Here is a 25,067-nt window from a genome sequence, read left to right as displayed (position 1 = left end):
AAGAACCTATCGGAAATCGGACGTCGGCGGGGAGGACGTCTCGACCGTCCCCGCCGGAGCGCTCGCGTCGAACCCGACGTTCAAGCCGCTCGGGACCGACGCGTCCGGCATGGACGAGACGCGCGTCGTCACCTGCTTTCTGCGGAACCGCGGCGAGGTGCTGCTGCTCAGGCGCTCGGCCGAGGTGGGCTCGTACGCCGGCCAGTGGGGCGGGGTCGCGGGCCACGCCGAGGCCGACCCGGACGCCGGAGGACGAACCGCGTCCTCCGAGCCCTCGCTCGCCGACGCTCGCGAGGACGCCGCGGCCCGCGAGGAGATAGCGGAGGAGACCGGGCTGCTCGACGCCTGCACGCTGGCGCGGTCGGGGGTCACCTTCAGCTTCGAGGACGAAGACCTCGACACCCGGTGGGTCGTCCACCCGTACCTCTTCGACTGCGAGCGCCGCGACGCCGAGACCGACTGGGAGACCGCCGAAGCCGAGTGGGTCCACCCGACCGAGATACTCCGGCGCGAGACGGTCCCGAACCTCTGGGCCGCCTACTCGCGGGTGGCTCCGACAGTCGACCAGGTCGCGGAAGACGAGGACCACGGGTCGGCCTACGTCTCGGTCCGGGCGCTCGAAGTCCTGCGCGACCGGGCCGGCAGCTTCGCCGAGCGGAACGCCGGCGGCTGGCCCCAGTTGGCCGACCTGGCCGAGCGACTGCTCGACGCCCGGCCGAGCATGGCCGCGGTCGGCAACCGGGTGAACCGCGCGATGGCCGACGCCGCGGACGACGGCCGGACCGCCGGAGCCGTCGAGCGGGCCGCCCGCGATGGCATCGAGCGCGCCTACCGGGCCGGCGACCGAGCCGCCGAACTCGCGGCCGACGAGATCCGGGGCGAGCGCGTGCTCACCCTCTCGCGGTCGGGCACCGTGCTCGACGCCCTGCCCGCAGCCGCGGCGGCGTCCGTCGCCGAGTCGCGGCCGGCCCGCGAGGGCGTCGGCGTGGCGGAAGCGCTCGCCGAGGGAGCGGACGGGGAGCGACCCGACGTCACGCTCCACACCGACGCCGCCGCGGCGCACGTGCTGGCGACCGGTGAGGTCGACGCGGTGGTCGTCGGCGCCGACGCGGTCCTGCCGGACGGGCGCGTGGTGAACAAGACCGGCACCCGCGGGACCGCGCTCGCCGCGGCCCGCGAGGGCGTCCCGGTCTACGCGGTCGCGGCCGGCGACAAGGTTCGGACCGACGAGACGGTGCACCTCGAAGACGGCGACCCCGGGGCCGTGTACGACGGCGAGGCCGACCTCGAAGTGCTGAATCCGACCTTCGACGTGACGCCCGCCGACCTGGTGTCGGGCGTCGTCACCGAGCGCGGGATGCTCGACGCCGACGGCGTGTCGGCGGTGGCCGAGGAACTGCGCGAACTGGCGGCCTGGCGCGACGGGTCGGACCGGGAATCCGTCAGCGAGCAGGAGCGGTGAGTCGGTCGGCGTTCGGGCCGGCGTCGACGTTTGGACCGGAGTCGGCGTTCGGGCCGCCGTCCGTTGCCGAGCGGGCGGGCGTAACCTATATACGGGGTCGCCTTCGATGTTCGGGGGTACGAGGGACGCCGTCCCGTCCTTTCTTCGTTCGCCCATCGGGTTGCCGCCAGCGCGGGGGCCTCGTCCGATGGCACTGCTCTGAGATGCGCCGTGCCGGATGACTCCGCCGCCGCCCGGCGGCCAGCCGCTGGGCCGACCTCTCGACGGGGCCGGCAGCCATCCACCACCATGATTACCGAAACCGACCTCCCCTGCGCGGACTGCGGCACAGCGCTCTGCGAACGAACGCTACCGGCTCACACGCTCTTGCTTCCGATAGAGGGGCGCGACTACGTCACCGTCGCCGACTGTCCGGCGTGCAGCGCGCGATACTACCCCGACGACACGGTATCGGTGCTCGCCGAGGTCCGGGGGGCACGACGAACGGAGAGGGGAAGCTGATGTCCGCGGACGTCCGTCGGCGTCGCGCACCGGACTTCGACGAACGGCTCGGAGCGGTAGTCGACGCCCTCTCGCCGCCGACCGCGCTGCTCGTCGCGGGGACCGTCGACCCCGCGGAGTACGCGCTCGACCTCCGCCTCCTGTCCCGCGTAGGAAGCCCGGACGAAACCGCGTTCGTCGTGGCGACGACGGGAAGCCGAGAGGACGTGCTCGCGCACACGCGGGACGACGACGCCGCGGGGGTGGGCTCGCTGGCCGTGGTCGACACTGTCTCCGAGGACCAGTATCTGACCGCGCCGTACGCGGACGTCCCCACCGTCTTCATGCCGTCGGCGGACGACCTCGAACGCGTCGTGATCGGCCTCTCGGACCTGACCGGCACCGTCGTCCCCGCGACCGGGACGCGCCACCTCGTCGTTCGGTCGCTCACGCCGATGATCGAGGGCGCCACCGCCGGACGAGTCTGTCGACTCCTCGAACGGACGGAGGGGCTCCGGACCGGCGACGGTCTCGGGATCTTCGGCATCGATTACACGGCCCACGACGAGGAGACGATGCGGGAGTTGACGTCGGTCGTCGACCGCCTGTTGTGGGTGTCCGAAGATTCGGACGGACGACTGCAGTTCGAGCTTCGAGACGCGGGGCGCAGATTCGACGGCTAACCGGTCCGGCGGTTCGCGCCGCCGACGTCGAAGGCAAAAGAGCAGAAGGGAGTGCGAGCGAGGAACCGCTCGCAGTTCTTCTGCGGACGCCCTCCGCCGGGACGGCTTCATCGGGCGACCGCAATTCTGTGCCGTCCTTTGGCAGCCCCGAATAAGTATCTTCTCACTGCTTCCAGCGGGGTTTCGTCGTGGGAGCGAGAGGGAACCCGGCGACCGGTGGCGGCGTCCTGGCGCAGTATCTCGGTCCGGTACCGTAACGACGACAGCGGCGACGCAGTCTCCGACCGGAACTAGGTCGCCGCCTTCGACACCCGTTCTTCGCGGCCGAGGCCCGAGCCGGAGAGGGTGAGATTCAACACGCTCCGGTTCGTAGGAGGGCCCGGTGGCCATGAAGAAAGTTACCCCCTCCGAGCCCCTTGTGACGAGGAACTTCGACCGAGCCACCACTTCGTAACGCGGGCCATCGACGCGGGAGTCCGCCGACTCGGAACCGCAATATCCACTCGCGACCGACGATACTCCGAGTAGACCCCTCTGACGAGAACGTCCGGCCGTGTCGCGCTTCGACGCGGCGTCCGCACCGAACGCCTTCACCCGAAGATTCAACCGCCGAGCATTCGGAGACGTACCCATGCAGGTAGGACGCATCGGCATCCACGAGTCGGTGAGCGCCGTCTTCCCGCCCGAGGAGTTGCGCGACGAACTGGCCGACGCAGGACCGGCGGTGGCCGTGGTCGACGACGACGAACTCGGGGACTGCGACGCGGTCGTCGCGTTCGGCCACTCCGAGGCCTTCCTCGACTCGGAGGTCGAGTGGGTCCACTCGATCCAGGCCGGCTACGACGCGTTCCCGCTCGACGAGTTCGAGGCCGCCGACGTCGCGCTGACCAGCAGCACCGGCATCCACGACACCAGCGTGGGCGAGTTCGCGGTCGGGCTGATGCTGACGTTCGCGCGCCGGCTCCACACCTACGTCCGGAACCAGGCGGACCGCGAGTGGGCCCACCCCGCGTGGGACGACCCGTTCACCCTCCAGGGCGAGCGGTGCTGCGTCGTCGGCCTCGGCACCCTCGGGCGGGGCATCGCGCAGCGCGCCGACGCCCTCGGCATGGAGGTGGTGGGCGTCCGGCGGTCGGGCGACCCCGCGCCCCACGTCGAGACCGTCTACGCCCCCGACCGACTCCACGAGGCGGTCGCCGGCGCCCGGTTCGTCGCGCTGGCGGTGCCGCTGACCGACGAGACCGAGGGGCTGATCGGCGCCGCGGAGTTCGCGGCGATGGACGGCGACGCTTACCTCGTCAACGTCGCCCGCGGACCCGTGGTCGCCGAGGACGAACTGGTCGACGCACTCCGCGACGGCGAGATCGCGGGCGCCGGGCTCGACGTGTTCGAGGAGGAGCCGCTTCCGGCCGACTCCGCGCTCTGGGACTTCGAGGAGGTCGTCGTGTCGCCCCACCGGGCCGCGGCCGAGCGCGACTACCACCGCCACGTCGCGGGGCTCATCCGGGAGAATCTGGAGCGCCTGGCGTCGGGCGACGCGATGACGAACCGGGTCGTCTGACCGGCAGACACAAGAGTTCCGGGATGCGATGCGCGCTCGTCCGGCCCGCTAATCACTCGCCGGGCGGCGTCATGCCCGCGTGCTCGTCGGCGCCCTGCACGCACCACATCCTGGCCCGGAGGTCGTCGGGCATCGCCGGGACGCCGAGGTCGGCGAGCCGGTCGAGGTCGTCGGCCGGGACCGGGAACTGCCGGAGGTCCTTGTGGAGCGCGATGCCGGCGTACGCGCCGTCGCCCAGCGCGATGGGCGTCTGGTTCTGGCCGTGGGTCAGGTCGCCGACCGCGTAGACGCCGTCGACGCTGGTCTCGCGGTCGTCGTCGACCGCGACCGAGCCGTCGTCGTTGCACTCGCAGCCCAGGTCGGTCGCGAGGTCGTTGTTGAACTCCTTGCCGTAGACCGCGAAGCCGCCGCCGTACTCCCGGGTGTGGCCGTCGGCGAACTCCAGGCCGCCCAGCCACTCCTCGGCGTCGCCGCCGTGGTCGGGGTCCGCGGCGGCGTAGGCGTGGTCGACCCGGTCGTCGACCACCTCGACGGGGTGCTCGCGGACCTGGTCGGCCGCGTCGTCGCCCCACGTCGGCTCCTCGTCGTTGAGCAGGAGGTCCACGTCGTCGGTGAAGTTCAGCAGTATCATCGCCATCCGGGCCGCGTGGTCGTCGTGACCGAGCACGAACACGGGGTCGTCGCCCAGCGTGTAGGCGTCGCAGTGGAGGCAGTAGTGGAGCCCCCGGCCGGCGAACGCCCGGAGGTTCCGGACCTCGGGGGGCACGTCGGTGAACCCGGTGGCCAGCACCACGCGGTCGGCCCGCAGCGCGACGCTCTCGGCGTCGACCCGGAACCGGGTGTCGTCGCTCCGGTTCTCGAACTCGGCCGCGTCGGCGTCGGGGTCGACCCGGTCGATGGCCCGCACGTCGTCCTGGTAGTAGTCCGCGCCGTACTCCTCCAGCTGGTCGACGGCGAGTTCGGTCACGTCGCCGCCCGAGGTCTCCTCGGAGACGCCGACCAGGTTGTGGACGTGCGAGACCGACTCGTAGCGGCCGCCTTCCCGGTTGACGAGCGCGGTCCGGTGGCCGAGTCGGGTCGCGTACAGCGCGGTCGTGAGCCCCGCGGGGCCGCCGCCGACGACGACCACCTCGTAGGCCGGAGTCTGTGCCATTGGTCCCGGTACGGGCGTGGGCGTGTTCCGACTTGGGGCCGCGACGGACGGGCGCCGAGCGCGGTCGGCGTGGCGGCTCGTTCCGGGTCGACCCTCGTCGGGCAACGCCACCGGTCGACGAGAACTGATTTTTATCGCGTTAGGCGACAATTACAGCGCGGTAGCGTCAGTCGACGTTCCGGAACTCGAAGCGCGCGCCGCCCGACTCGCTCTCGGTCACCGAGACGTCCCACTCGTACACCTCCGCGAGCTTCCGGACGAACGCCAGCCCGAGCCCGGTGCCGCCGTTGTCGGCGGCGGTCGTGTACCCCTCGTCGAAGACCGCCTCGCGGTCCTCGACCGGGATGCCGACGCCGTCGTCGGCCACGTAGAATCCGTCTCCCAGGTCGCCGACCGTGACGGTGACGTCCGCCCCGCCGTGCTCCACCGAGTTCTCGAGGAGGTTCCGGAACAGGTGGCTGACGTACGTCTCGTCGGCCTCCATCGGCCGGTCGAGGTCCACGTCGAGGGCGGCGTCGGGCGCCTCGACCGTCTCCCAGACGTCGCGGGCCGCGGCCGCGAGGTCGACCGGGGCGCACTCGCCGACCGCCTCGCGGCCCCGGGTGAGTATCAGCAGAACGTCGACCATGTCCTCGATGCGGTCGAACGCCTCCAGGACGTACTCGACCGCCTCCGGGTCCGCCTCGCCCTCGAGCTGCTGGCCGTATATCTGGCCGATGGTGACGGGGTTGCGCAGCTCGTGGGCGAGCAGGCTGGCGAAGCTCTCGAGCCGGTCGTTCTTCCGTTCGAGCTGGCGCTCGCGCTGGCGGCGCTCCAGTTCGTACTTGACCCACTGGCCCATCAGGTGGACGAACGTGCGCTCCTCGTCGGTGATCGGCGCCTCGCGCGGCTCGGTCGAGGCGAACCAGAACGTCCGGTCGGTCCCGCCCTCGACCGCGAGGTGGTTTCCGAGGTACGTCTGCACCCCGAACCGGTCGTAGCAGAGCTGGCCTTCGAACCCCACGTCGACGGGGTCGGTCACGGCCGCGGTCTCGCCGTCCTCGGTCACCAGTCGACAGTACGTCTCCGACAGCGGATATCGTTCGCCCGGGATGAGGTGGTCGTGGTCGCCGCGGACCGCCTCCACCTCGAACAGGTCGGTCTCGGGGTCAATCTTCGCGATGCCGCCGACGTCGAGGCCGAATCGCTCGCGCCCGAGGTCGAACAGTGCGTCCAGTTTCGCCTCGAAGGAACGGTCGGGGTCGGCCGCGATTTCGTACAGTTCGCGCTGGTACTGCTCGCGTTGTTGGCGTTCGAGTTCGTATTTCACCCATTGCCCCATCAGCCGGTGGAACGTCCGTTCCTCGTCGGTGATCGGGTCGTCACGCGGTTCGTTCGACACGAGCCAGAACGTGCGGTTGGGTGCCCCGTCGAGTTCGAGATGGGTGCCGAGGTACGTCCGAATCCCGAAGACCTCGTAGCCGAGTGTGCCCTCGAACGGGCCGGGGTCGGTCACACCGTCCGGGTCGGAGACGGCGGCATCGGCCACCGCGCCGGTTGCGGTGGGCACCTGACAGTAGGTCTCCGAGAGGTCGGCCTGCAACCCCGGTTCGAGGACGTCGTGGTCGCCGATGACCGTCTCGACTTCGAGGAAGTCACTCTCCCGGTTGACGCGACACAGTCCGCCGGCGTCGAGACCGAATCGGTCGCACCCCAGTTCGACCAACCGCTCGAGTTTCGCCTCGAACCCATGGTCGGGGTCGGACGTAATCTCGTGGCACTCGCGGAGGAACTGCTCGCGCTGGCGGCGGTTGAGCTCGTAGCCGACCCACTGCCCCATCAGCTCGAGGTGCATCCGGTCCTCCTCGGAGACCGACACCGACTCCGAGTCGGGGGCGGGGACGAACGCGAGGGTGCGGTCCGCGCCGCCGTCCACCGGGATGTACGTCCCGAAGTAGCCGTCGACACCGAGCTCCTCGTAGACGAAGAGGTCGTCGTAGCCCTCCGCGGCGGGGTCCGCGATGCTCGCGGCCGCCTCGATATCGACGGCGGCCTTACAGTAGGTCTCGGACAACGGGAGTTCGCCGCCGACCTCGTAGTGCTCGTGGTCGTCGCTGGCGTACTCGATCTTGATGCGGTCGGCGGCGGAATCGACCCGGTTCAGGAACCCGAAGTTGAGGTCGAACACTTCGCACCCCAGCTCGAACAGGGCGTCGAGCTTCTCCTCGAACGAGCGGTCCTGACCCGCCGCGATCTCGTAGAGTTCCCGGAGAAACCGGTCGCGGCGCTGGAGCTGGGCCTTCGCCTCGGTCCGCTCGCGGAGCGTGCCCAGCATCCGGTCGACCTCGCGGGCGGGGTCGTCGTCGAAGACCTCCGCGGGCGGCGTGTAGTAGACGTTGTGGCTGACGGCGCCGTCGTGGATGAGGTGGGGGTGCGAGCGCACGATGTTCCTGACGAACTCGGGCGGGAACCGGGTCCGGTCGTACTGGCAGAGCGCGACGCAGTTCTCGGCGTCGAACAGCCGGTTGACCTTCGCCTCGTACTCCATGAACTGCTCGTACGTGATGCGGTCGCCGTCGAGCCACGACGTCTCGGCGACGATCCGCAGCCCCTCGTACTCCGCGTCGGCTGCGGCGACGGTGTCGCCGTAGAACTCGACCATCTCGTCGGGCTCGAACGAGCCGTTCCGGAGGTACGTCTCGCGCGGCGTGTGCAACGACAGCGCGCCGGAATCGACCGCGGCGTCGACGTCGACGCCACCCCGGCCGAGCGCCGCCCGGACCTCCGCCTCGCGGCCCTCGTCGACGACGTACATGACGCACTCGCCCGACTCGAGGCCGTGGCGGGCGAACGGGACGGCCGCGGCGAACCGCTCCTCGTCGGTCTCGTAGATCTGGGCGAAGTGGTCGTTGCAGTGGTGGCCGTCGAGGCGCTCGACGGGACCGCGGAACTCCGGGCTCGTCTCGAGCGCCTCCAGCCCCGGTTCGAGCGGCGCCCCGGCGACCGGCGGCGGGTGCTCGCTCAACGCCGCTCCCTCCCTCGTACGGAACGGCCTCCATCGGTAGCCACTCGGTCGGTCGACAGGAAAGTCAGTTTCATTAGCGTTACCAGCGCTCCCGGGCGTAAAAAGATACTGTCGTCCGAGTGAATTCGTCGCACGGGGATTGGCGGCCGCTCCGACCTATGTGCGGCCCTCGGGCCTACGAGAAGAACTTCAGCAGATCGTCGCGCTGCTGCTCGTGGAGGTGGTCCTTCACCGCCTCGGTCAGCGCGTCGATGTTGCCGCGCTTGGCGCTGATGGGGGCGACGGTGTCGCGCCACTGTTTCCACGGCGGGTGGAGGCCGAGGCGGTCGCAGAGCGCGTCGAGGCGCTCGTCCTCGTCGTCGACCTTGTCCATCTTGTTGACCGCGACCACGACCGGGATGTCGACGTCCCGGAGGAAGTAGAACATCTCGACGTCGTAGGGCACCTCGTCCTCGCCCGAGTGGCGGTCGATGATGTCGACCGCGCTCTTGCCGTCGACCACGAGGACCCCGACCAGGATGTCGTCGGCGTTGTCCTCGATGTACCGGACGATGTCGGTCTTGATCTGCTCGCGGCGCTCCTCGGGCACGCCCGACATGAAGCCGAACCCCGGCAGGTCGGTGAGCACGAAGTCCTCGCTGGCCCAGTCGTAGTGGTTGGGCGACCGGGTGACGCCGGGCTTGCTCCCCGTGTCGAAGGTGTGGCCCGTCAGCTCGCGCATCAGCGTCGACTTGCCGACGTTCGACCGGCCGACGAACACCACCTCGGCGCTCCGGTCCGGGCGACTCTCGAACATACCATCACTTGCCGGGCGCGGGGTTTAACGGCCGCGGTTCCACCGACCCCGGGACCGGTTCCGCGAACCCCCGCGAGGCGAACGCGTCTGGCCGCGGGACCGCCGTCTGGGTGCCGCGGCTTATTTACACCCGCCGTGCCATCTCCGAACGTATGCGGCTCGTGCAGGTTTCGATTCCGGCGGGAAAGCGAGAGCTGGTCGCCGACGTCCTCGACGAGGAGGGGGTCGACTACATGCTGACCGACGAGACCAGCGGCCGGGAGTACACCGCCATCGCCTACTTCCCGCTGCCGACGGCCGCGGTCCAGCCCGTCCTCGACAAGCTCCAGGACGCCGGGCTCGGCGAGGACCCCCACGCGGTCATCATCGACGCCGAGACCGACGTCTCGCGCCAGTACGAGGAGCTCGAGCGGCGGTACTCCGAGGAGAACCCCGACGCGACGACCATCGCCCGCGAGGAGATCCGGACCGAGGCCCGCGAGATGACCCCGGAGTTCCCCACGTTCGTGGCGATGACCGTCATCAGCGCCGTCGTCGCCACCGCGGGGATGCTGCTGGACTCGCCCGCGGTGGTCGTGGGGTCGATGGTCATCGCGCCGCTCATCGGCCCGGCGATGGGCGCCAGCGTCGGGACCGTCCTGGGCGACCGGCAGCTGTTCCGGCGGGGCGTGAAGTACCAGTTCATCGGGGGCTTCTCGGCCATCGCGGCCGCCACCCTGTTCGCGGTCGTGGTGCGGTACGGCTTCCTCGTCCCGCCCGAGACCGACATCCTCGGCATCTCGCAGGTCAGCGGCAGGCTCACCCCCGACTTCCTCTCGCTGGCGGTCGCGCTCGGGGCTGGCGCGGCGGGCGTGCTGAGCCTCGCGTCGGGGGTCTCGGTCGCCATCGTCGGCGTGATGATCGCGGCCGCGCTCGTCCCGCCGGCCGCCGCGGTCGGCATCGCCATCGCGTGGTGGCAGCCGATGGCGGCGGTGAGCTCGTTCGTCCTCGTGCTCGTCAACATCCTCTCGATCAACCTCGCGGGCCTCGCGGTGCTCTGGTACCTCGACTACGGGCCGAAGAACCTGTTCGAGCACGACCAGACCCGGTCGGCGCTGTTCAAGCGCGCGGGGGTCCTGGTGGCCGCCATCGGCCTGCTCTCGCTGTTCCTCGGCGGCGTCACGTTCGCCACCATCCAGGAGGCCCAGTTCCAGAACCAGGTCCGCCAGGAGGCCGGCGACGTGCTCGACGGCGGCGCGTACGACGAGGCCCGGCTGTTCGACATGGAGTTCCGCGGCAGCGGCAGCCTCCCGTTCGACCAGTCCCAGCGGGTCGTCGTCACCGTCGGCCGGCCGCCGGACACGGCGTACCCGGACCTCGCCGAGACGCTCACCAGGCGCATCAACCGCAACTCGGGCCACCGGGTCGCGGTCCAGGTGCGGTACGTCGAGTACGACGGTGGGACGAAGTGAGACGGGCGCCGAGACGAGTCGGCCACTGCACCGCGGCGGACGCTCGCAGCGGACCGCGTCCCGGCGTCGAGCCGGGTCGGCCATCGACGATGAGTCAAACCGGGATTTGAATTTAGCAGAACCTTATGTCGCGGGCCGCCGTACAGACGTGGCGATGTCAAGGGGAGTACTCGCAGCGGTGGGTGTCGCAGTCCTGCTACTGACGGCGGGCTGCGTCGGGAGCATCGACCCGACGGGCGACGCCAGCGCACAGGCAGTCCAACCGAGCGACGACGGCGAGACCATCAGCGTCGCGGCCACCGGGCAGGCCGCGGCCGAGCCCGACCAGGCGGTGCTGCAGGTCGCGGTCCTCGCCAGCGGCGACGACGCCGACGCGGTCCGCGAGCGGCTCGCGGAGAACGCGTCGCGGATGAGCGAGGCGCTCCGGCGCGCCGGCGTCGGCGACGACCAGATTCGAACGGTCGCGTTCAGCATCGACCAGGAGTACCGCGAGCGGGACGGCGACCGCGTCCCCGTCGGCTTCCAGGGCGTCCACGCCTTCGAGATAACCCTGTCGAACGCGAGCAGGGCCGGCGCGGTGCTCGACGTGGCGGTGTCGAACGGCGCCGACCGGGTCGACGGCGTCGAACTCACGCTCTCCGAGGAGCGCCGGCGCGAGGTCCGGGCCGAGGCGCTCCGGGACGCGATGGACAACGCCCGCGCCGACGCCGACGTCATCGCCGAGAGCGCCAACCTGACCGTCGAGGGCGTCCACAGCGCGGCGACCGGCGACGTGAGCTACAGTCCGATTCGGGCCGAGACGCTCTCGGCCGACGCCGGCGGCCAGGCGGCGACGGAGATCGAATCGGGGCCGGTCACCGTCACCGCGCAGGTGTCGGTGACGTACAACGCGACCGGGTAGCGACCCGCGCGATAGCCCCGGCCCGCGACCGCGAGCCGGTCGGCCGACCGGCTCGCGACCGGCTCGCGGCCTGAATTCTTTTGCGTCGGTATCCCGTTCCTCCCGTGTGCGCCTGATACACGTCCTGATTCCGGAGGAGCGGCGCGGTCCAATCCTGGGCGCGCTCGACTCGAAGCAGATCGACTACGCCGTGCTCGAGACCGACGAGCGGACCGGCGAGGAGGTGCTCGTGGAGTTCCCCCTCCCGAGCGACGGGGTCGGGGACGTGATGGACGCGCTCCGGGACGCGGGCCTCGAGGAGGACGAGTACACCGTCATGGCGACCGCCGAGACCGCCGCCACGCCCAACATGGAGCTGCTGGAGCAGCGGTACTCCGACGACTTCGACCCGCTGACCCGGAAGGAGCTCCGGTCGAAGGCGCGGGACATGGCCCGCGACAAGGTGTCGTTCGTCTGGATGATCTTCCTGAGCGCCATCATCGCCACCGCGGGGCTGCTGGTCGACTCGCCGGCGGTGGTCGTGGGGTCGATGGTCATCGCGCCGTTCGTCGGCCCGGTTCTCACCGCGAGCGTCGGTGCGGTCACGGGCGACCGGGAGATGCTCAGGGACAGCATCGTGTTGCAGGGGGTCGGTGTCGTCATCGCAATCGTCACCGCGCTGGCGTTCGGCTACTTCCTCCAGACGTTCTCGTTCGTCCCGCCGCTCCAGATCACCGCGCTCGGCCAGATCAGCTCCCGGGTCTCGCCGAGCCTGCTCACCGTCGCGGTCGGTCTGGCGGCGGGGAGCGCCTCGGCGTTCGGCCTGACGACGAAGGGGCCGACCTCGCTCATCGGCGTCATGATCGCCGCGGCGCTGATTCCGGCCGCGGCGACCACCGGCATCGCCGTCGTCTGGGGGTTCCCCGTCATCGCGCTGGGGTCGCTGTTGCTCCTGCTGGTCTCGATGGTCGGCATCAACGTCGCCGCCTTCGTCACGCTCAGATACCTCGGCTACCGGCCGAACGGGTTCGACCGGGACCTGTTCGACCCCCGCGAGTCGACGAGCACCGCGGCGTTCGCGATCGGAGTGGCGGTGCTGCTCCTGATCGTCGGCGGCGTGGTGGTCGCGACGTACCAGCAGATCACCTACGAGCGGACCGTCAACCAGGAGGTGAGTTCTGTCCTCGACAACCAGGCGTACGCGAACCTCACGTACGTCTCGACCAACACCGAGTACGGGTTCACCGGGGGCTGGTTCGAATCCGAGTCGGTCACCGTCACCATCAGTCGCACGTCCGACCGCGAGTACCCCGGCCTGGCGACCAGGCTGGAGCGCCGACTGGGCGCCGTGACGAGGCAGGACCCGTCCGTCCGCGTCCACTTCGTCGACTACCAGGTCTCGAACGGGACCGTCGGGTCGCTGGGGACGCCGGCGGGCCGAGCGTTCGCGTGAGAGTTCTCTTCGAGCACGTACCGTCCGCTTACCGGTCCTCGAAGGGGAGTTCGGGCTCGTAGCCGACCGCGTCGACCGCGGCGTCGAGGACCGCGTCTACGTTCTCGCCGCTCTCGACGCTCATGTAGGCGTCCGCCTCGACGTCGGTCGAGAGGTCCGCCTTGTTGCAGACGGTGAGCACGGGCACGCCGTCGAACCGCTCGGCGAGCGCGTCCCGGAGGTCGAGCTGGGCGTCGAGGGGGTAGCCGCAGTAGCCGCTGGCGTCGACGACGAAGACGATGGCGTCCGCGAGGTGGGTCAGCGCCGAGACCGCCTGGTTCTCGATGTCGTTGCGCTCGTCGGCCGGCCGGTCGAGCAGGCCGGGCGTGTCGACGATCTGGTACCGGATGTGGTCGCGCTCGAAGTGGCCGACCCGGACGCCCTTGGTGGTGAAGGGGTACTCGGCGATCTCGTTGCGGGCGTTCGTGACCGCGTTGACGAACGACGACTTGCCGACGTTGGGGTAGCCCGCCACCACGATGGTCGGCTCCTCGGGGTCGATGTCGGGGAGCCGCCGGAGGTCCTGGTGGGCCTGACCGACCCGCTCCAGGTCGTCGGCGACCTCCTCGACCACGTCCGCGAGCCGGGCGAACCCCTGCTTGCGGAACTTCCGGTCGGCGTCGGCGTCGCCGGTGAGCTTGCCCTGGTACTCCCGGCCGATGTCGTGGGTCTTCCGGCTGGCCCACTGTATCTCCGAGAGGCTCTGGCGCAACTCGTCCACGTCGACGATGGCGTCGGCGAGTTCGTAGTAGAAGGGGTCGACCTCGTCGAAGTCGGGCCACTCGGCCGCGACGTTCTGGAGGTTGTCGCTCAGGATGTTGGAGGCGGTCTGGAGCATCGACTGCTGGGCCTCGGCGCCGCTCTTGGCACGGCCGGCCCGCGACGCCCGCGAGAACGCCTTGTCGATGAGCTCCTCCGACGTGGGTGTCGTCGGCAGGTTCTCGAAAATCATGGACGTAGATACGGTCTCGCGGGATTAAAAGGCCGTCCATACGAGCGTGGCGGCGCCCGCAGACGGTCGGAAGACCCCGACGCGGGACTCGGACCACCCACCTCTAAGTACCACTTGGTTGTACTACCTGGTAAATGAATGGCGAGGACACCGACGCGACGACCGACCGAGACGGCGACGTGACGACCGACCGAGACGGCGACGTGACGACCGACCGAGACGGCGACGTGACGACCGAACGGGACGACGACGCGACAACCGGCACCCGCCAGGCGGCCCCGGTCGACAGGCCGGTCGCGCTCACGGTGGCGGGCAGCGACTCGGGCGGCGGCGCGGGCGTGCAGGCCGACCTCAAGACCATCGAAGCCCACGGCGCGTTCGGGGCCAGCGCCGTGACCGCGGTCACGGCCCAGCACACGCGGGGCGTCGAGTCGACCCACGTTCTGCCGGCCGGCGAGGTCGCGACACAGGTCGACGCCGTGACCGGCGACTTCGACGTGCGGGCGGCAAAGACCGGGATGCTCGCCACCGCGGAGATCGTGGAACTGGTGGCCGAGCGCGCCGCCGGGGCGGACTTCCCGGTCGTGGTCGACCCCGTGATGGTCGCCGCCGCGGGCGACCGCCTGCTCGACCGCGAGGCAGAGGACGCTTACGAGGACCTGGTCGCCGAGGCCGCGCTGGTGACGCCCAACGCCGACGAGGCCGAGGTGCTGACCGGCGTGGCGGTGACCGACCGCGAGTCGGCGGTCGCGGCGGGCGAGCAACTGGTCGCGACGGGCGCCGACGCCGCCCTCGTGAAGGGGGGCCACGTCCCCGGCGAGACGGTCCGGGACGTGCTGGTGACACCCGACCGGACCCGCGCGACCCGCCATCCCCGCATCGATACCGACGCGACCCACGGGTCGGGATGCGCGCTCTCGGCCGCAATTGCGGCCCGACTCGCCCTCGGCGACGATCTCGGGGAAGCGGTCGAGGCCGGCGTGGACTTCGTGACCCGGGCGGTCCGCTACCCCCTCGACGTGGGCGAGGGACCGGGGTCGGTGCATCATTCGGTGGAACTGCGGAATCGGGCCGCCCGGGAAACTACGGCCGAAGAGGTCCGTGAGGTCGTTCAGGAGTTCGTCGACGCGGACGTCTCCGCCCTCGTGCCGGAGGTGGGGATGAACGTGGTCGGCGCGACGCCCTACGCCGAAGGCGTCGAGGAGACCGCCGCTGTGGAGGGCCGCATCACCCGGACGCTCTCGGGCGTGAAACCCAATCGCGGCGTGCGCTTCGGCGCGTCGAGCCACGTCGCGCGCTTCCTGCTCGCCTGCCGGGAGTTCGACCCCGGCCTCCGGTTCGCGGCGAACTGCCGGTTCGACGCGGACGTGGAGGCCGCGCTGGAGTCGGTGGGCTGGCCGGTCGCGGCGTACGACCGGGAGTCGGAGCCGGACGGGGTGAAAGAAGAGGAGGGGAGTACGATGCAGTGGGGTGCAAAGCAGGCGTTCGAGTCGCTGGAGGGGACGCCCGTGGCGGTCGTCGACCGCGGCGAGGTGGGGAAAGAGGCGATGACGAAGGTGATTGCGAGGGACGCGGACCAACTGACCGAGCGAGTACTGACGTTGAGAGGCGCCGTTTAGGAGTCGCTTGAATCGTCCATCCAGTTGTAACACCGGAACTCCTCGGCTTCGCCCTCGCCGGTCAGCATCTCTATCGGGATGAACCCCTTGCCGCCTCGCGCGCCCACCTTCTCGCCGTCGGGGTCGTCGGCGACGAACATCGCCTTCGCACGCATCTCGACGGTGAACTCGAACTCGCCCACGCCCGACTCGTCCGGGTCGAACGACATCGAGACGCCCTCCGGCGCGACCCCCAAAGTGACGTACCCCTCGGGCGACTCGACCGCGACGTCGTGGCTGGCGAGGCCGCCCGCGAGGTCCGCGACCCACTCGCGCAGTTCGTCGCGGTCGAGGTCGGCCGCGAGGTCGAAGCTCCCGTCGGTTCCGACCTCGCCCTCCTCGAAGGCGAACTCGGGGTACTGGAGGTGCTCGGGCGGGAGACCGTGGTCGTGGCCGGCGCCGTCGGCCTCGGAGTCGTCGGCGCCGTCGTCCCGTTTCGCTTCGTCGGCGTCCTCGTCGCTCATGCGTGCAGGCGCTCGCTTCGACCGCATCATCCTTGCGGCTTCGGCCCGAATCCGAGACATGGCCAGTTCTGACGACGAGAGCGAGGACCTCCGGTCGCTCGTCGCGGACCTCCACGCCCACCTCGAAGCCACCGCGGAGTTGCCGGTCGAGGCGCGGGCGAGCCAGTGGCTCGGCGAGGCCGAGGCCGTCTGTGAGGACGCCGCGGGTCAAGACGTCCCCGAAGCGGTCGTCGAGAAGCGCGTCGGCCAGGTCCGGATGCTGCTCTCGAACGTCGAGGAGACCGGCAGCGAGGCGGCCGACGAGCGCGTCGTCGCGGCGCGCGAACTGGTCGAAGAAATCGAGTCGCGGTTGTGAACCGGAGCGCGGTTACGAGCCGACGGCCGTCGTCAGGACGCCTGCTGCATCATCTCGCGGCACGACTCGGCGCACCGCTCGACGACCTCGGCACAGGTCTGGCAGTGGTCGTGGTCGTGGCGGCGACACTCCTCGGCGCACTCCTCGCAGGCGCCGGCGCAGGCCTCGGCGAGCTGGTCGCTGTAGTTGGAGTTGCGCGCCATGAACCGGGCGTGGTCGCTCGCGAGGTCGGCGACGTCCCGGCAGAGCCGGATGCACCGGGACATGTCCATGTCCTCGTCGAGACACTCGTCGGCGCACCACTCGCACGCCTGGACGGCTTCGAAGCAGTTGTCGATGCACTCCTCCTCGGTGTCGCTCAGGTCGAGTTCTGAAAGCGCCATAGCATAGGATAACAGGGGAGCCGGGGCCTTACACTCGGTGGCCAGGATTCCAAGGCGTACCCGGCGGTCCGGGCGGGTTCACCGACAATCCGGTCGCCGAGCGAGCGCGGTCAGGCGCCCATCTCGGCCCCCATCTTCGCGGGGTTCATCATCCCCTCCTTGACGCCGAAGTGGATGAGCAGGAGGTTGACCGGATAGGCCGCGAGCAAGCCCAGCGTCAGCGAGAACACCAGCGAGGTCCAGAACAGCACGTCGCCCAGTCCGGCCTCGCCGGCGAGCCAGATGTCGGTGCTGATGGCGACGACCTCCATCACCGTGATGCTCGCGGTCTCGGAGTAGAGGGCGTCCTTCAGCGCCTCGCCGAGGCCGACGCCCTCCTGCATCAGCGGCCCGACCGTCAGCAGGTAGCCGAAGAAGTACGCCAACGAGAAGGTGAGGATCACGGTCCCGGTCGTCTTGAAGGCGAAGAGACCCACTGCCATGGAGACCCCGAGCACCTCGCCGGTGCCACAGCCCGAGTAGCAGTGACTGACCGACCGGAACCCCTTGCGCCAGAACGAGTCGTGGTCGATCTGGGTCCGACCGGAGTACCAGTAGCCCAGGAGTCCGAGCGGCCCGGAGTACAGCACCGTGAACCCCCAGACGAACTTCATCAGGCTCTTGAGCTCCGAGTTGTTCCGCCAGAGGTCCCAGACGAGGGCCGCGAGCGAGACCGCGACGACGACGCCCCACGCCGTGAGGTAGGTGGGGTTCGTCAGGACGTTCTGCAACGCCTGTTGGATTCCCATGTTCGAACGTACGTGCTTGAGGTTTTACGGGATTGTGGCTAATCCCCAACGCCGCGAGTGCGTCGGGCTCCAGGGGGATGCGGCAACCCTCCGGAAACTCGCCTTACTTTCCAACGTCAGACCGGCGACAGCGTTCGGTTCGACAGGCGAAACCCGGAAAAGGGACGCACCCCAACTAGCCCACATGGCGAAACAGATAACCGTCGAGGGCATGAGCTGCGGCGGCTGCGAGGAGAACGTCGAGAACGCGCTCCGGGACCTGCCGGGCGTGACCGACGCCGAGGCCGACAACGAGTCGAGCAGCGTGACCATCGAAGGCGACGCCAGCGACGAGGACATCGCGACCGCGGTCGAGGACGCCGGCTACACGCCGAAGGTCTGAGGACGCCCCGCGCGGACGGAAGATCGGCGGCGAACCGCGGGGCGCCGGGGCGGCCGCCCGTGGCGTGGTACCGTCTCCCCGGCGCGGGTCGAGACACCGACTTTTTTCAGCAATCGCTGGATAGCCTGCGGGTACTCTGACAGTGACTCGGAACGCCGAGAGCGGTAGCGACGCGGCACAGGCGAACGACTGCGACGCGACCGACACGGCCGGCGGGTGAACGGATGCGACCGTGGTACCTCCTCGGCCTCGACGAGGCCGACCGGTCGGAGAAGGTGCTGTTCTCGGTGGCGATGGCCGTGATGCTCGCGCTCGGCGGCTTCGGGCTCCTCCGCCCGGCGGCGCTGAGCGCCGCGCTCACCGCCGCCAAGACGCGGGTGCTCACCTACTTCGGGTGGTGGTTCATCCTCCTCGGGTTCGTCCTGCTGGTCGCCGTGCTCGCGCTGACGTTCTCGGAGTACGGCGAGCTCCGCATCGGCGGCCCCGACGCCGAACCCGAGTTCGACCTGTTCTCGTGGCTGTCGATGGTCTTCACCGTCGGTTTCGGCGCCTCCATCCTCATCTGGGGCGTCGCGGAACCGATCTCCATCGTCCGGAACCCGCCGCCACAGCCCTACCCCGTGCAGGGCGCGTCGGTCGAATCGATGGCGCTGGCGTTCATGTTCGTCCACGAGGTGTTCCCCGGGCTCGCGATGTGGTACCTCCCGGTCGCGATGGCGTTCGGGGTCATCGTCTATACCCACGGCGTCGGCGACTACAAGATCAGTTCGATGCTCGCGAGCGTCGTCGACGAGGACCGCGTCCCCGGGCTCTACTGGCTGGTCGACCTGGCCGCGCTCGTCGCGACCGTCGGCGGCATCGCGACGACGCTGGGCTTCAGCGCCCAGACGATGGCGGCCATCCTCGGCCGGGTGTTCGGTCTCGAGGCGACGGTCCTGACGTACGCGGTGTTCGCGCTCATCGGCGTCGTCTTCCTCGCCGACGTCTGGCTCGGCCTGCGCAAGGGTATCCGGAACGCCGCCCGCGGGACCGTGGTGCTCATCGGCGCCGCGATGGCGCTGCTCGCGGTCGCCGGACCGACCGTCTTCATGTTCGAGCTCGGGCTGGACGCGACGGGCGTCTGGCTCAGCGAGATGCTGCGGCTGACGCTGTACACCGCCCCGACCTCGGCGGGCAACTGGGCGGCCAACTGGACCGGTTTCTGGTGGGCCTGGTGGGCGGCGTGGAGCATCTTCGTCGGGAGCTTCGTCGCCCGCGTCTCGAAGGGCCGGACCGTCCGGGAGATGTTCGCGGTCCTCGTGGTGGTGCCGACGGTCCTCACCTGGATCCAGCACGCGCTCATCGGCGGGTGGGTGCTCGCGCCCGGCTACCAGCGACCGGTCGCCGCGGCCATGGCCGCCGCCGGCAAGCCCGCTGCCATCGCGAAGGCGCTCCAGATAACGCCCTACGGGACGGCGCTCGCTGTGCTGTTCGTGCTCATCATCGCGGGGTACATCGTCACGTCGCTGGACTCGGCGGTGTTCATGATCTCGGCCATCACGCTCGGTGACGAGGACCCCAACCCGCGCAACCGGGCGTGGTGGGGCGGGCTGCTCGCGGTCTTCGGGATGATGTCGCTGGAGCTCGAGAAGTTCGGCGCGGTCGAGTCGCTGTCGGTCACGATGGCGCTTCCGTTCTCGCTGTTCCTCCTGGTCATCCTCTACGGCAGCTACGTCGTCGCCCGCGACCACGTCGAGCGGGGCGGGGCCGACGACGCGGGGAGCGGGACGCTGCTCACCCGGCAGTCCGGGTCGGCTGCGACCGACGACGACTGAGCAGGTCCCGGGGCGCGACGGCCGAGTCCCGCGTCGGCGACCGCCCCGGCGTTCACTTTCACCGCGAACCCGCACCGTTTTTGTCGCCGTCGCCCCTCCGACACGACTATGACTCCGCTCTCGCGCCGGTCCCTCCGGGGAGGTGGTCGCCGTGCCCGAAGCTGACGCCGAGGCGACCGGAATCGTCGGGGAGTTCCTCTCGCTCAAGGCCGAGACCGACGCCGACTACCTCGTGATGCAGGTGGGCGACTTCTACGAGTTCTTCGGCGAGGACGCCCAGGAGGTCGCCGACCTGCTCGACCTGAAGGTCTCCCAAAAGTCGAGCCACGGCTCGAACTACGCGATGGCCGGCGTCCCGGTCGACAAGCTCACGCCCCACCTCAAGCAGCTGGTCGAGCGGGGCTATCGGGTGGCGGTCGCCGACCAGCACGAGACCGCCGACGGCCACGCCCGCGAGATAACGCGGGTCGTGACCCCCGGCACGCTGCTGGAGACGACCGACGCCGAGGCCCGGTACCTCGCCGGCGTGGTCCGGGCCGATTCCGACCGCTACGGGCTGGCGCTCGCCGACGTGACCACCGGCCGGTTCATGGTCACGGAAGTCGAGGGAGAGGACGCGGACGCCGACGAGCGAAGCTCGTCGAGCAATCGGACGCAGTCCGATGACGCCGCCACCGACGCGGTGTTCACCGAGCTCTACCGGTTCGACCCCGCGGAGGTGCTGCCCGGCCCGGAGGTCCGCAACGACGACGCCTTCCTCGACCGGGTCCGCGAGCGCACCGACGCCGCGCTGACGCTCCACCGCGCGGACGCGTTCGCGCCGGGCCGGGCGACCCACGCGACGACGGAGCAGTTCGGCGAGGAGGCGCTGGCCAGCATCGGTCTCGACGACGGCGGGTCGGGTAGCGGACGAGGCAAGCGACGGGGCGACAGCCCGCAGGTCCAGGCCGCGGGCGCGCTGCTGTCGTACGTCGAGGAGACCGGGACCGGCGTGAAAGCCTCGATGACCCGGCTGCAGTCGTACCGGGGCGACGACCACGTGGCGCTCGACGCGACGACCCAGCGCAATCTCGAGCTCACCGAGACGATGCAGGGCGATCGCGAGGGGTCGCTGTTCGCCACGCTCGACCACACCGTCACGAGCCCGGGCAAGCGCCTGCTGAAGGAGTGGCTCCAGCGCCCGCGCCGCGACCTGCCGACCCTCCGGGAGCGGGCCGACGGCGTGGCCGCGTTCGCCGACTCGGCGCTGGCCCGCGAGACGGTCCGCGAGACGCTGGGCGGGGCCTACGACCTCGAACGCCTCGCGAGCAAGGCGGCCCACGGCAGCGCCGACGCCCGGGACCTGCTCCGGGTGCGCGAGACCCTCGAACTCCTGCCGGAGGTCGCCGACGCCGTCGCCAGCGACCCCCGCCTCTCGGACTCGCCGCTCGCGGACATCGCGACGCGACCCGACCGCGAGGCGGCCGCTGCGCTCCGGGAGGAACTCGACGCGCTGGTCGAGGACCCGCCGGGCACCGTCACCGAGGGCGGGCTGTTTCGGCGGGGCCACGACGAGGAACTCGACGAGATCATCGACCGACACGAGGAGGCCAAGGAGTGGCTCGCCACGCTCGACGAGCGCGAGAAGCGCGAGACCGGCATCTCCCGGCTCCAGGTCGACCGGAACAAGACCGACGGCTACTACATCCAGGTGGGCCAGTCCCAGACGGAGCAGGTGCCAGACCGCTACGACCGGCTCAAGAGCCTGAAGAACTCCGAGCGGTACACCACCGACGAGCTCGACGAGCGCGAGCGCCAGATCTTCCGGCTGGAGGAGCGCCGCGGGGAGCTGGAGTACGAGCTGTTCTCCGAGCTTCGGGAGCAAGTCGCTGCGAGCGCCGACCTGCTCCAGTCGGTGGGTCGGGCGCTCGCGGAGCTCGACGCGCTGGGCTCGCTGGCGGTCCACGCCGTCGAGAACGACTGGATACGGCCGGACCTCCGGGAGTCGGGCGACCTCCGCATCGAGGCGGGCCGCCACCCCGTGGTCGAGCGTACCACCGAGTTCGTGCCCAACGACCTCCGGATGGACGGGGCAGCTTCGCCGCCGGACCAGGAGAATGCCAGCGGGCACGCGGACGCCGAGCGGCGGTTCCTGGTGGTCACGGGGCCGAACATGTCGGGCAAGTCGACGTACATGCGCCAGGCGGCGCTCATCACCCTGCTCGCGCAGGTCGGCAGCTTCGTCCCGGCCGCGTCGGCGGAGGTGGGCCTGGTCGACGGCATCTACACCCGGGTCGGCGCGCTCGACGAACTCGCGCAGGGCCGCTCGACGTTCATGGTGGAGATGCAGGAGTTGAGCAACATCCTCCACTCCGCCAGCGAGGACTCGCTGGTCATCCTCGACGAGGTGGGCCGGGGCACCGCGACCTACGACGGCATCTCCATCGCGTGGGCCGCCACGGAGTACCTGGCCAACCAGATCGAGGCCAAGACGCTGTTCGCGACCCACTACCACGAACTCACGGGACTGGCCGACCGGCTCCCGGGCGTCCGGAACGTCCACGTCGCGGCCGACGAGTCGGACGGCGACGTGACCTTCCTCCGGACGGTCGAGGATGGGCCGACCGACCGCTCGTACGGCATCCACGTCGCGGACCTCGCCGGGGTACCCGAGCCGGTGGTCGAGCGCTCGCGGGACGTGCTGCAGCGGCTGCGCGAGGACAAGGCCGTCGACGTGCGGGGTGGAGAGACCGGCGGGAGTGGCGAGGGCGGGACCCAGCAGGTCGTGTTCGACCTCGACTCGGGGCAGTTCGAGTCGGGCGAGTCCGAGTCGGAGGGGGAGTCGGCTGAGGAGGAGGGACCGGAACTGCCGCCCGAGCAGGAGGAGGTGCTGGCGGACGTGCTGGACACGACGGTCAACGACCTGACGCCGGTCGAGGCGCTGTCGAAGATCCAGGAGTGGAAGTCGGAGCTGAAGGAGTCGGAGTAAACCGATTTCTCGGCCGAACGATTTCGACAACCACGCTCCGTCCCCCGAGACGCAACCCCCCGCGGAGGCGAACCATTTTTCCCGGATAACGCGAAAGCCGAAACGGATGGCCGACAGGAGTTCCGAGGAGACTGCCGGCGGGCGCGAGTGGGTGGCGCCGCCCGAGGCGTTCGCCGCGCAGGCGAACGTCACCGCGGCCGACCGCGACGCGTTCCGCGAGGCCGGGTGGCCCGACTGCTGGGCGCGGGCCGCCGACCTGCTCGAGTGGGACCGGCCCTTCGACGCGGTGCTCGACGACGAGGGGACCACGCGGTGGTTCCCCGGCGGCGAGCTGAACGCCTCGGCGAACTGCGTCGACCGCCACGTCGCGGCCGGCCGGGGCGGCGAGACCGCCATCGAGTGGGAGGGCAAACTCGGCGAGAGCCGGACGTACACCTACTGGGAGCTCCGCGACGAGGTCTCGGCCTTCGCGGCCGCGCTGCGCGACATGGGCGTCGGCGAGGGCGACGTGGTGACCCTCTACCTCCCGATGATTCCGGAACTCCCGATCACGATGCTGGCGTGCGCCCGCATCGGCGCGCCCCACAGCGTCGTCTTCGCAGGCTTCTCCGCGGATGCGCTCGCCACCCGACTGGCCGGCGCGGACTCCCGATTCCTGGTGACCTGCGACGGCTACTACCGGCGGGGGGCCGCGCTCGACCTGAAGCGCCGGGCCGACAACGCCCGCGTCTCGGTCGACCACGCGGTCGAGCAGGTCGTGGTCAATCGGCTCGACGACGAGCCCGCGGCGGGCGACCACCGCGCCTACGCCGACCTCGTCGACGCCCACGCCGGCGAGGCCGTCGAGCCGGTCGCCCGCGACGCCGACGACCTGCTGTTCCTCATCTACACCTCCGGCACGACCGGCGAGCCCACGCTGGTCCGCCACACCACCGGCGGCTACCTCGCCCACGTCGCCTGGACCAGCCACGCGGTGCTCGACATCAAGCCAGAGGACACCCACTGGTGCTCGGCCGACGTCGGGTGGATCACGGGCCACTCCTACGCGGTGTACGGCCCGCTCGCGCTCGGCGCGACCACCGTCCTCTACGAGGGGACGCCCGACCACCCCGAGACCGACCGGCTCTGGGAGATCATCGAGCGCAACGCGGTCGACGTGTTCTACACCGCGCCCACCTCCATCCGGGCGTTCATGAAGTGGGGCGAGGAGCACCCCGAGAGCCACGACCTGTCGAGCCTCCGACTGCTGGGCACCGTCGGCGAGCCCATCGACGAGACCGCGTGGCGCTGGTACCGCGACCACGTCGGCGGCGGCGAGTGCCCCGTCGTCGACACCTGGTGGCAGACCGAGACCGGCGGCATCGTGCTGTCGACGCTCCCCGGCGTCGACCGGATGCGACCCGGCGCGGTCGGCAAGAGCCTGCCGGGCATCGAGACCGCGGTGGTCGACGAAACCGGCCGCCGCGTGCCCGACGGCGAGGCCGGCCAACTGGTCGTCACCCGACCCTGGCCGGGGATGGCCCGGTCGCTGTGCGAGGGGACCGACTGGGGCGCCCGCCGGACCCGAGTCGTGGATAGCGCGGAGCAGAGCCCGCGAGAAGACGGCGAGTGGCAGTACGTCACCGGCGACAACGCGGTCCGCGACGCCGACGGCTACGTCCACCTGCTCGGGCGGGCCGACGACGTGCTCAAGGTGTCGGACCGGCGACTGAGCACCACCGAGATCGAGTCCGCCATCGTCGGCGTCGACGGGGTCGCCGAGGCCGCGGTCGTCGTCCGGACCGACGGCGACGCGATCCAGCGGTCCGAGATTCACGCCTTCGTCAGCCCCGCGTCGAACGTCGCGGGCGACGACGCGCTCCGCGAGCGCGTCCGGACCGCCGCCGAGGAGGCCATCGGCCCGGTCGCGGCGCCCGACGAGGTGACGTTCGCGCCCTCGCTCCCGAAGACCCGGTCGGGAAAGGTCGTCCGCCGGTACCTCGCGGCCATCGCCAACGGCGAGGACCTCGGCGACACCAGCGCGCTCCGGAACCCGGAGGTCGTCGGCGAGCTCGAGTCGCTGCTCGACCGCGAGTGACTCGCCCGTATTTCGTCTTTCTTTGAGAATACGAAATTCTGGCCGCAGCGGACGACGTTCCGGTATCGAGGAGGAACACGCCCATTTACGTCATTTTCCGGCGTTTATTCGAACCGGGAGACGTGGCCTCCGGAGACCAGCCCTGCACCTACCCGAGAACACGACTCCCATCGTATCCCCACCGATAGCAGTAAGCCGACTCGAAAGACCGCAGCCACCCGGAAACGGGGAGAAGATCTATCAATCCGACTTCGACTCCGTCGC

20 protein-coding genes are annotated in these 25,067 nt (G+C 70.3%); 13 read left to right on the top strand and 7 right to left on the bottom strand.

Going from position 1 to position 25,067, the window contains the following annotated elements; all coding sequences use genetic code 11:
- The first annotated feature begins 109 nt into the window (after positions 1–109).
- From DVR07_RS18315 to ddh, 4 genes are all read left to right on the top strand, one after another.
- Positions 110–1,462, top strand: coding sequence for an NUDIX domain-containing protein (locus tag DVR07_RS18315; protein ID WP_115798844.1), 1,353 nt, complete (start codon positions 110–112; stop codon positions 1,460–1,462).
- 288 nt (positions 1,463–1,750) lie between these two features.
- On the top strand, positions 1,751–1,963 hold the full coding sequence (locus DVR07_RS21850; RefSeq protein WP_162829625.1) for a hypothetical protein: 213 nt from the start codon (positions 1,751–1,753) through the stop codon (positions 1,961–1,963).
- Complete coding sequence (locus DVR07_RS18310) at positions 1,963–2,625, top strand: DUF7504 family protein (protein ID WP_193570247.1); 663 nt, start codon at positions 1,963–1,965, stop codon at positions 2,623–2,625. The genes DVR07_RS21850 and DVR07_RS18310 overlap by 1 nt, the downstream gene beginning before the upstream one ends.
- A gap of 631 nt (positions 2,626–3,256) precedes the next feature.
- Positions 3,257–4,186 (top strand): D-2-hydroxyacid dehydrogenase, encoded by a 930-nt coding sequence (ddh, locus tag DVR07_RS18305; RefSeq protein WP_115798745.1) that lies wholly within the window; start codon positions 3,257–3,259, stop codon positions 4,184–4,186.
- A gap of 52 nt (positions 4,187–4,238) precedes the next feature.
- Here ddh and DVR07_RS18300 read toward each other — a convergent pair whose 3' ends face one another.
- The 3 genes from DVR07_RS18300 to engB form a co-directional block, all read right to left on the bottom strand.
- On the bottom strand, positions 4,239–5,339 hold the full coding sequence (locus tag DVR07_RS18300) for an NAD(P)/FAD-dependent oxidoreductase (protein WP_115798744.1): 1,101 nt from the start codon (positions 5,337–5,339) through the stop codon (positions 4,239–4,241).
- 166 nt (positions 5,340–5,505) lie between these two features.
- Complete coding sequence (locus DVR07_RS18295) at positions 5,506–8,343, bottom strand: MEDS domain-containing protein (RefSeq protein WP_115798743.1); 2,838 nt, start codon at positions 8,341–8,343, stop codon at positions 5,506–5,508.
- Positions 8,344–8,518: 175 nt separating this feature from the next.
- A complete protein-coding gene (engB, locus tag DVR07_RS18290) occupies positions 8,519–9,139 on the bottom strand; it encodes a GTP-binding protein EngB (RefSeq protein ID WP_115798742.1) in 621 nt (206 codons plus the stop codon).
- A 152-nt stretch (positions 9,140–9,291) separates the two neighbouring features.
- On the opposite strand from engB, the gene DVR07_RS18285 reads away from it, so the two are divergent.
- The 3 genes from DVR07_RS18285 to DVR07_RS18275 all read left to right on the top strand — a co-directional run bounded on the left by DVR07_RS18285 (position 9,292) and on the right by DVR07_RS18275 (position 12,923).
- Positions 9,292–10,590, top strand: coding sequence for a TIGR00341 family protein (locus DVR07_RS18285; protein ID WP_115798741.1), 1,299 nt, complete (start codon positions 9,292–9,294; stop codon positions 10,588–10,590).
- Between the two features lie 154 nt (positions 10,591–10,744).
- The gene (locus DVR07_RS18280; protein WP_115798740.1) at positions 10,745–11,491 is read left to right on the top strand and encodes an SIMPL domain-containing protein; all 747 of its coding nucleotides are present in this window, start codon (positions 10,745–10,747) and stop codon (positions 11,489–11,491) included.
- A 106-nt stretch (positions 11,492–11,597) separates the two neighbouring features.
- The gene (locus DVR07_RS18275; protein ID WP_115798739.1) at positions 11,598–12,923 is read left to right on the top strand and encodes a TIGR00341 family protein; all 1,326 of its coding nucleotides are present in this window, start codon (positions 11,598–11,600) and stop codon (positions 12,921–12,923) included.
- Positions 12,924–12,951: 28 nt separating this feature from the next.
- On the opposite strand, the gene DVR07_RS18270 is transcribed toward DVR07_RS18275, so the two are convergent.
- Entirely contained in the window at positions 12,952–13,914 is a 963-nt protein-coding gene (locus DVR07_RS18270) for an NOG1 family protein (RefSeq protein ID WP_115798738.1), read from the bottom strand.
- A 134-nt stretch (positions 13,915–14,048) separates the two neighbouring features.
- On the opposite strand from DVR07_RS18270, the gene thiD reads away from it, so the two are divergent.
- Entirely contained in the window at positions 14,049–15,533 is a 1,485-nt protein-coding gene (gene thiD / locus DVR07_RS18265; RefSeq protein WP_115798737.1) for a bifunctional hydroxymethylpyrimidine kinase/phosphomethylpyrimidine kinase, read from the top strand.
- Here thiD and DVR07_RS18260 read toward each other — a convergent pair.
- Positions 15,530–16,036 (bottom strand): hypothetical protein, encoded by a 507-nt coding sequence (locus DVR07_RS18260; protein WP_115798736.1) that lies wholly within the window; start codon positions 16,034–16,036, stop codon positions 15,530–15,532. The two genes, thiD and DVR07_RS18260, sit on opposite strands and share 4 nt — an antisense overlap.
- A gap of 58 nt (positions 16,037–16,094) precedes the next feature.
- Between DVR07_RS18260 and DVR07_RS18255 the strand changes: the two genes are divergently transcribed.
- Entirely contained in the window at positions 16,095–16,391 is a 297-nt protein-coding gene (locus DVR07_RS18255) for a hypothetical protein (protein ID WP_115798735.1), read from the top strand.
- 32 nt (positions 16,392–16,423) lie between these two features.
- Here DVR07_RS18255 and DVR07_RS18250 read toward each other — a convergent pair whose 3' ends face one another.
- Positions 16,424–16,774 (bottom strand): four-helix bundle copper-binding protein, encoded by a 351-nt coding sequence (locus DVR07_RS18250; RefSeq protein WP_115798734.1) that lies wholly within the window; start codon positions 16,772–16,774, stop codon positions 16,424–16,426.
- A gap of 110 nt (positions 16,775–16,884) precedes the next feature.
- Entirely contained in the window at positions 16,885–17,562 is a 678-nt protein-coding gene (locus DVR07_RS18245; RefSeq protein ID WP_115798733.1) for a DUF4396 domain-containing protein, read from the bottom strand.
- Between the two features lie 184 nt (positions 17,563–17,746).
- Here DVR07_RS18245 and DVR07_RS18240 point away from each other — a divergent pair, with 184 nt between their 5' ends.
- The 4 genes from DVR07_RS18240 (at position 17,747) to DVR07_RS18225 (ending at position 24,803) form a co-directional block, all read left to right on the top strand.
- Complete coding sequence (locus DVR07_RS18240; protein WP_115798732.1) at positions 17,747–17,944, top strand: heavy-metal-associated domain-containing protein; 198 nt, start codon at positions 17,747–17,749, stop codon at positions 17,942–17,944.
- Between the two features lie 224 nt (positions 17,945–18,168).
- The gene (locus DVR07_RS18235; RefSeq protein ID WP_115798731.1) at positions 18,169–19,758 is read left to right on the top strand and encodes a BCCT family transporter; all 1,590 of its coding nucleotides are present in this window, start codon (positions 18,169–18,171) and stop codon (positions 19,756–19,758) included.
- 151 nt (positions 19,759–19,909) lie between these two features.
- Positions 19,910–22,726 (top strand): DNA mismatch repair protein MutS, encoded by a 2,817-nt coding sequence (gene mutS, locus DVR07_RS18230; protein ID WP_115798843.1) that lies wholly within the window; start codon positions 19,910–19,912, stop codon positions 22,724–22,726.
- Between the two features lie 106 nt (positions 22,727–22,832).
- Positions 22,833–24,803, top strand: coding sequence for an acetate--CoA ligase (locus DVR07_RS18225; RefSeq protein WP_115798730.1), 1,971 nt, complete (start codon positions 22,833–22,835; stop codon positions 24,801–24,803).
- Positions 24,804–25,067 lie beyond the last annotated feature (264 nt).

This window comes from Halorussus rarus (genome assembly GCF_003369835.1).
In the GTDB taxonomy this organism is placed as follows: Archaea; Halobacteriota; Halobacteria; order Halobacteriales; family Haladaptataceae; genus Halorussus; species Halorussus rarus.
Note: the sequence above shows the minus strand (reverse complement) of the source record. Positions and strands in the feature narration are given on the sequence as shown.

What these genes read in the sequence shown, in the direction of transcription:
- DVR07_RS18315 (WP_115798844.1), top strand. Translation starts at nt 110, where the DNA reads ATGGACGAGACGCGCGTCGTCACCTGCTTTCTGCGGAACCGCGGCGAG.
- DVR07_RS21850 (WP_162829625.1), top strand. Translation starts at nt 1,751, where the DNA reads ATGATTACCGAAACCGACCTCCCCTGCGCGGACTGCGGCACAGCGCTC.
- DVR07_RS18310 (WP_193570247.1), top strand. Translation starts at nt 1,963, where the DNA reads ATGTCCGCGGACGTCCGTCGGCGTCGCGCACCGGACTTCGACGAACGG.
- ddh (WP_115798745.1), top strand. Translation starts at nt 3,257, where the DNA reads ATGCAGGTAGGACGCATCGGCATCCACGAGTCGGTGAGCGCCGTCTTC.
- DVR07_RS18300 (WP_115798744.1), bottom strand. Translation starts at nt 5,339, where the DNA reads ATGGCACAGACTCCGGCCTACGAGGTGGTCGTCGTCGGCGGCGGCCCC.
- engB (WP_115798742.1), bottom strand. Translation starts at nt 9,139, where the DNA reads ATGTTCGAGAGTCGCCCGGACCGGAGCGCCGAGGTGGTGTTCGTCGGC.
- DVR07_RS18285 (WP_115798741.1), top strand. Translation starts at nt 9,292, where the DNA reads ATGCGGCTCGTGCAGGTTTCGATTCCGGCGGGAAAGCGAGAGCTGGTC.
- DVR07_RS18280 (WP_115798740.1), top strand. Translation starts at nt 10,745, where the DNA reads ATGTCAAGGGGAGTACTCGCAGCGGTGGGTGTCGCAGTCCTGCTACTG.
- DVR07_RS18270 (WP_115798738.1), bottom strand. Translation starts at nt 13,914, where the DNA reads ATGATTTTCGAGAACCTGCCGACGACACCCACGTCGGAGGAGCTCATC.
- thiD (WP_115798737.1), top strand. Translation starts at nt 14,049, where the DNA reads ATGAATGGCGAGGACACCGACGCGACGACCGACCGAGACGGCGACGTG.
- DVR07_RS18260 (WP_115798736.1), bottom strand. Translation starts at nt 16,036, where the DNA reads ATGAGCGACGAGGACGCCGACGAAGCGAAACGGGACGACGGCGCCGAC.
- DVR07_RS18255 (WP_115798735.1), top strand. Translation starts at nt 16,095, where the DNA reads ATGGCCAGTTCTGACGACGAGAGCGAGGACCTCCGGTCGCTCGTCGCG.
- DVR07_RS18250 (WP_115798734.1), bottom strand. Translation starts at nt 16,774, where the DNA reads ATGGCGCTTTCAGAACTCGACCTGAGCGACACCGAGGAGGAGTGCATC.
- DVR07_RS18245 (WP_115798733.1), bottom strand. Translation starts at nt 17,562, where the DNA reads ATGGGAATCCAACAGGCGTTGCAGAACGTCCTGACGAACCCCACCTAC.
- DVR07_RS18240 (WP_115798732.1), top strand. Translation starts at nt 17,747, where the DNA reads ATGGCGAAACAGATAACCGTCGAGGGCATGAGCTGCGGCGGCTGCGAG.
- DVR07_RS18235 (WP_115798731.1), top strand. Translation starts at nt 18,169, where the DNA reads ATGCGACCGTGGTACCTCCTCGGCCTCGACGAGGCCGACCGGTCGGAG.
- DVR07_RS18225 (WP_115798730.1), top strand. Translation starts at nt 22,833, where the DNA reads ATGGCCGACAGGAGTTCCGAGGAGACTGCCGGCGGGCGCGAGTGGGTG.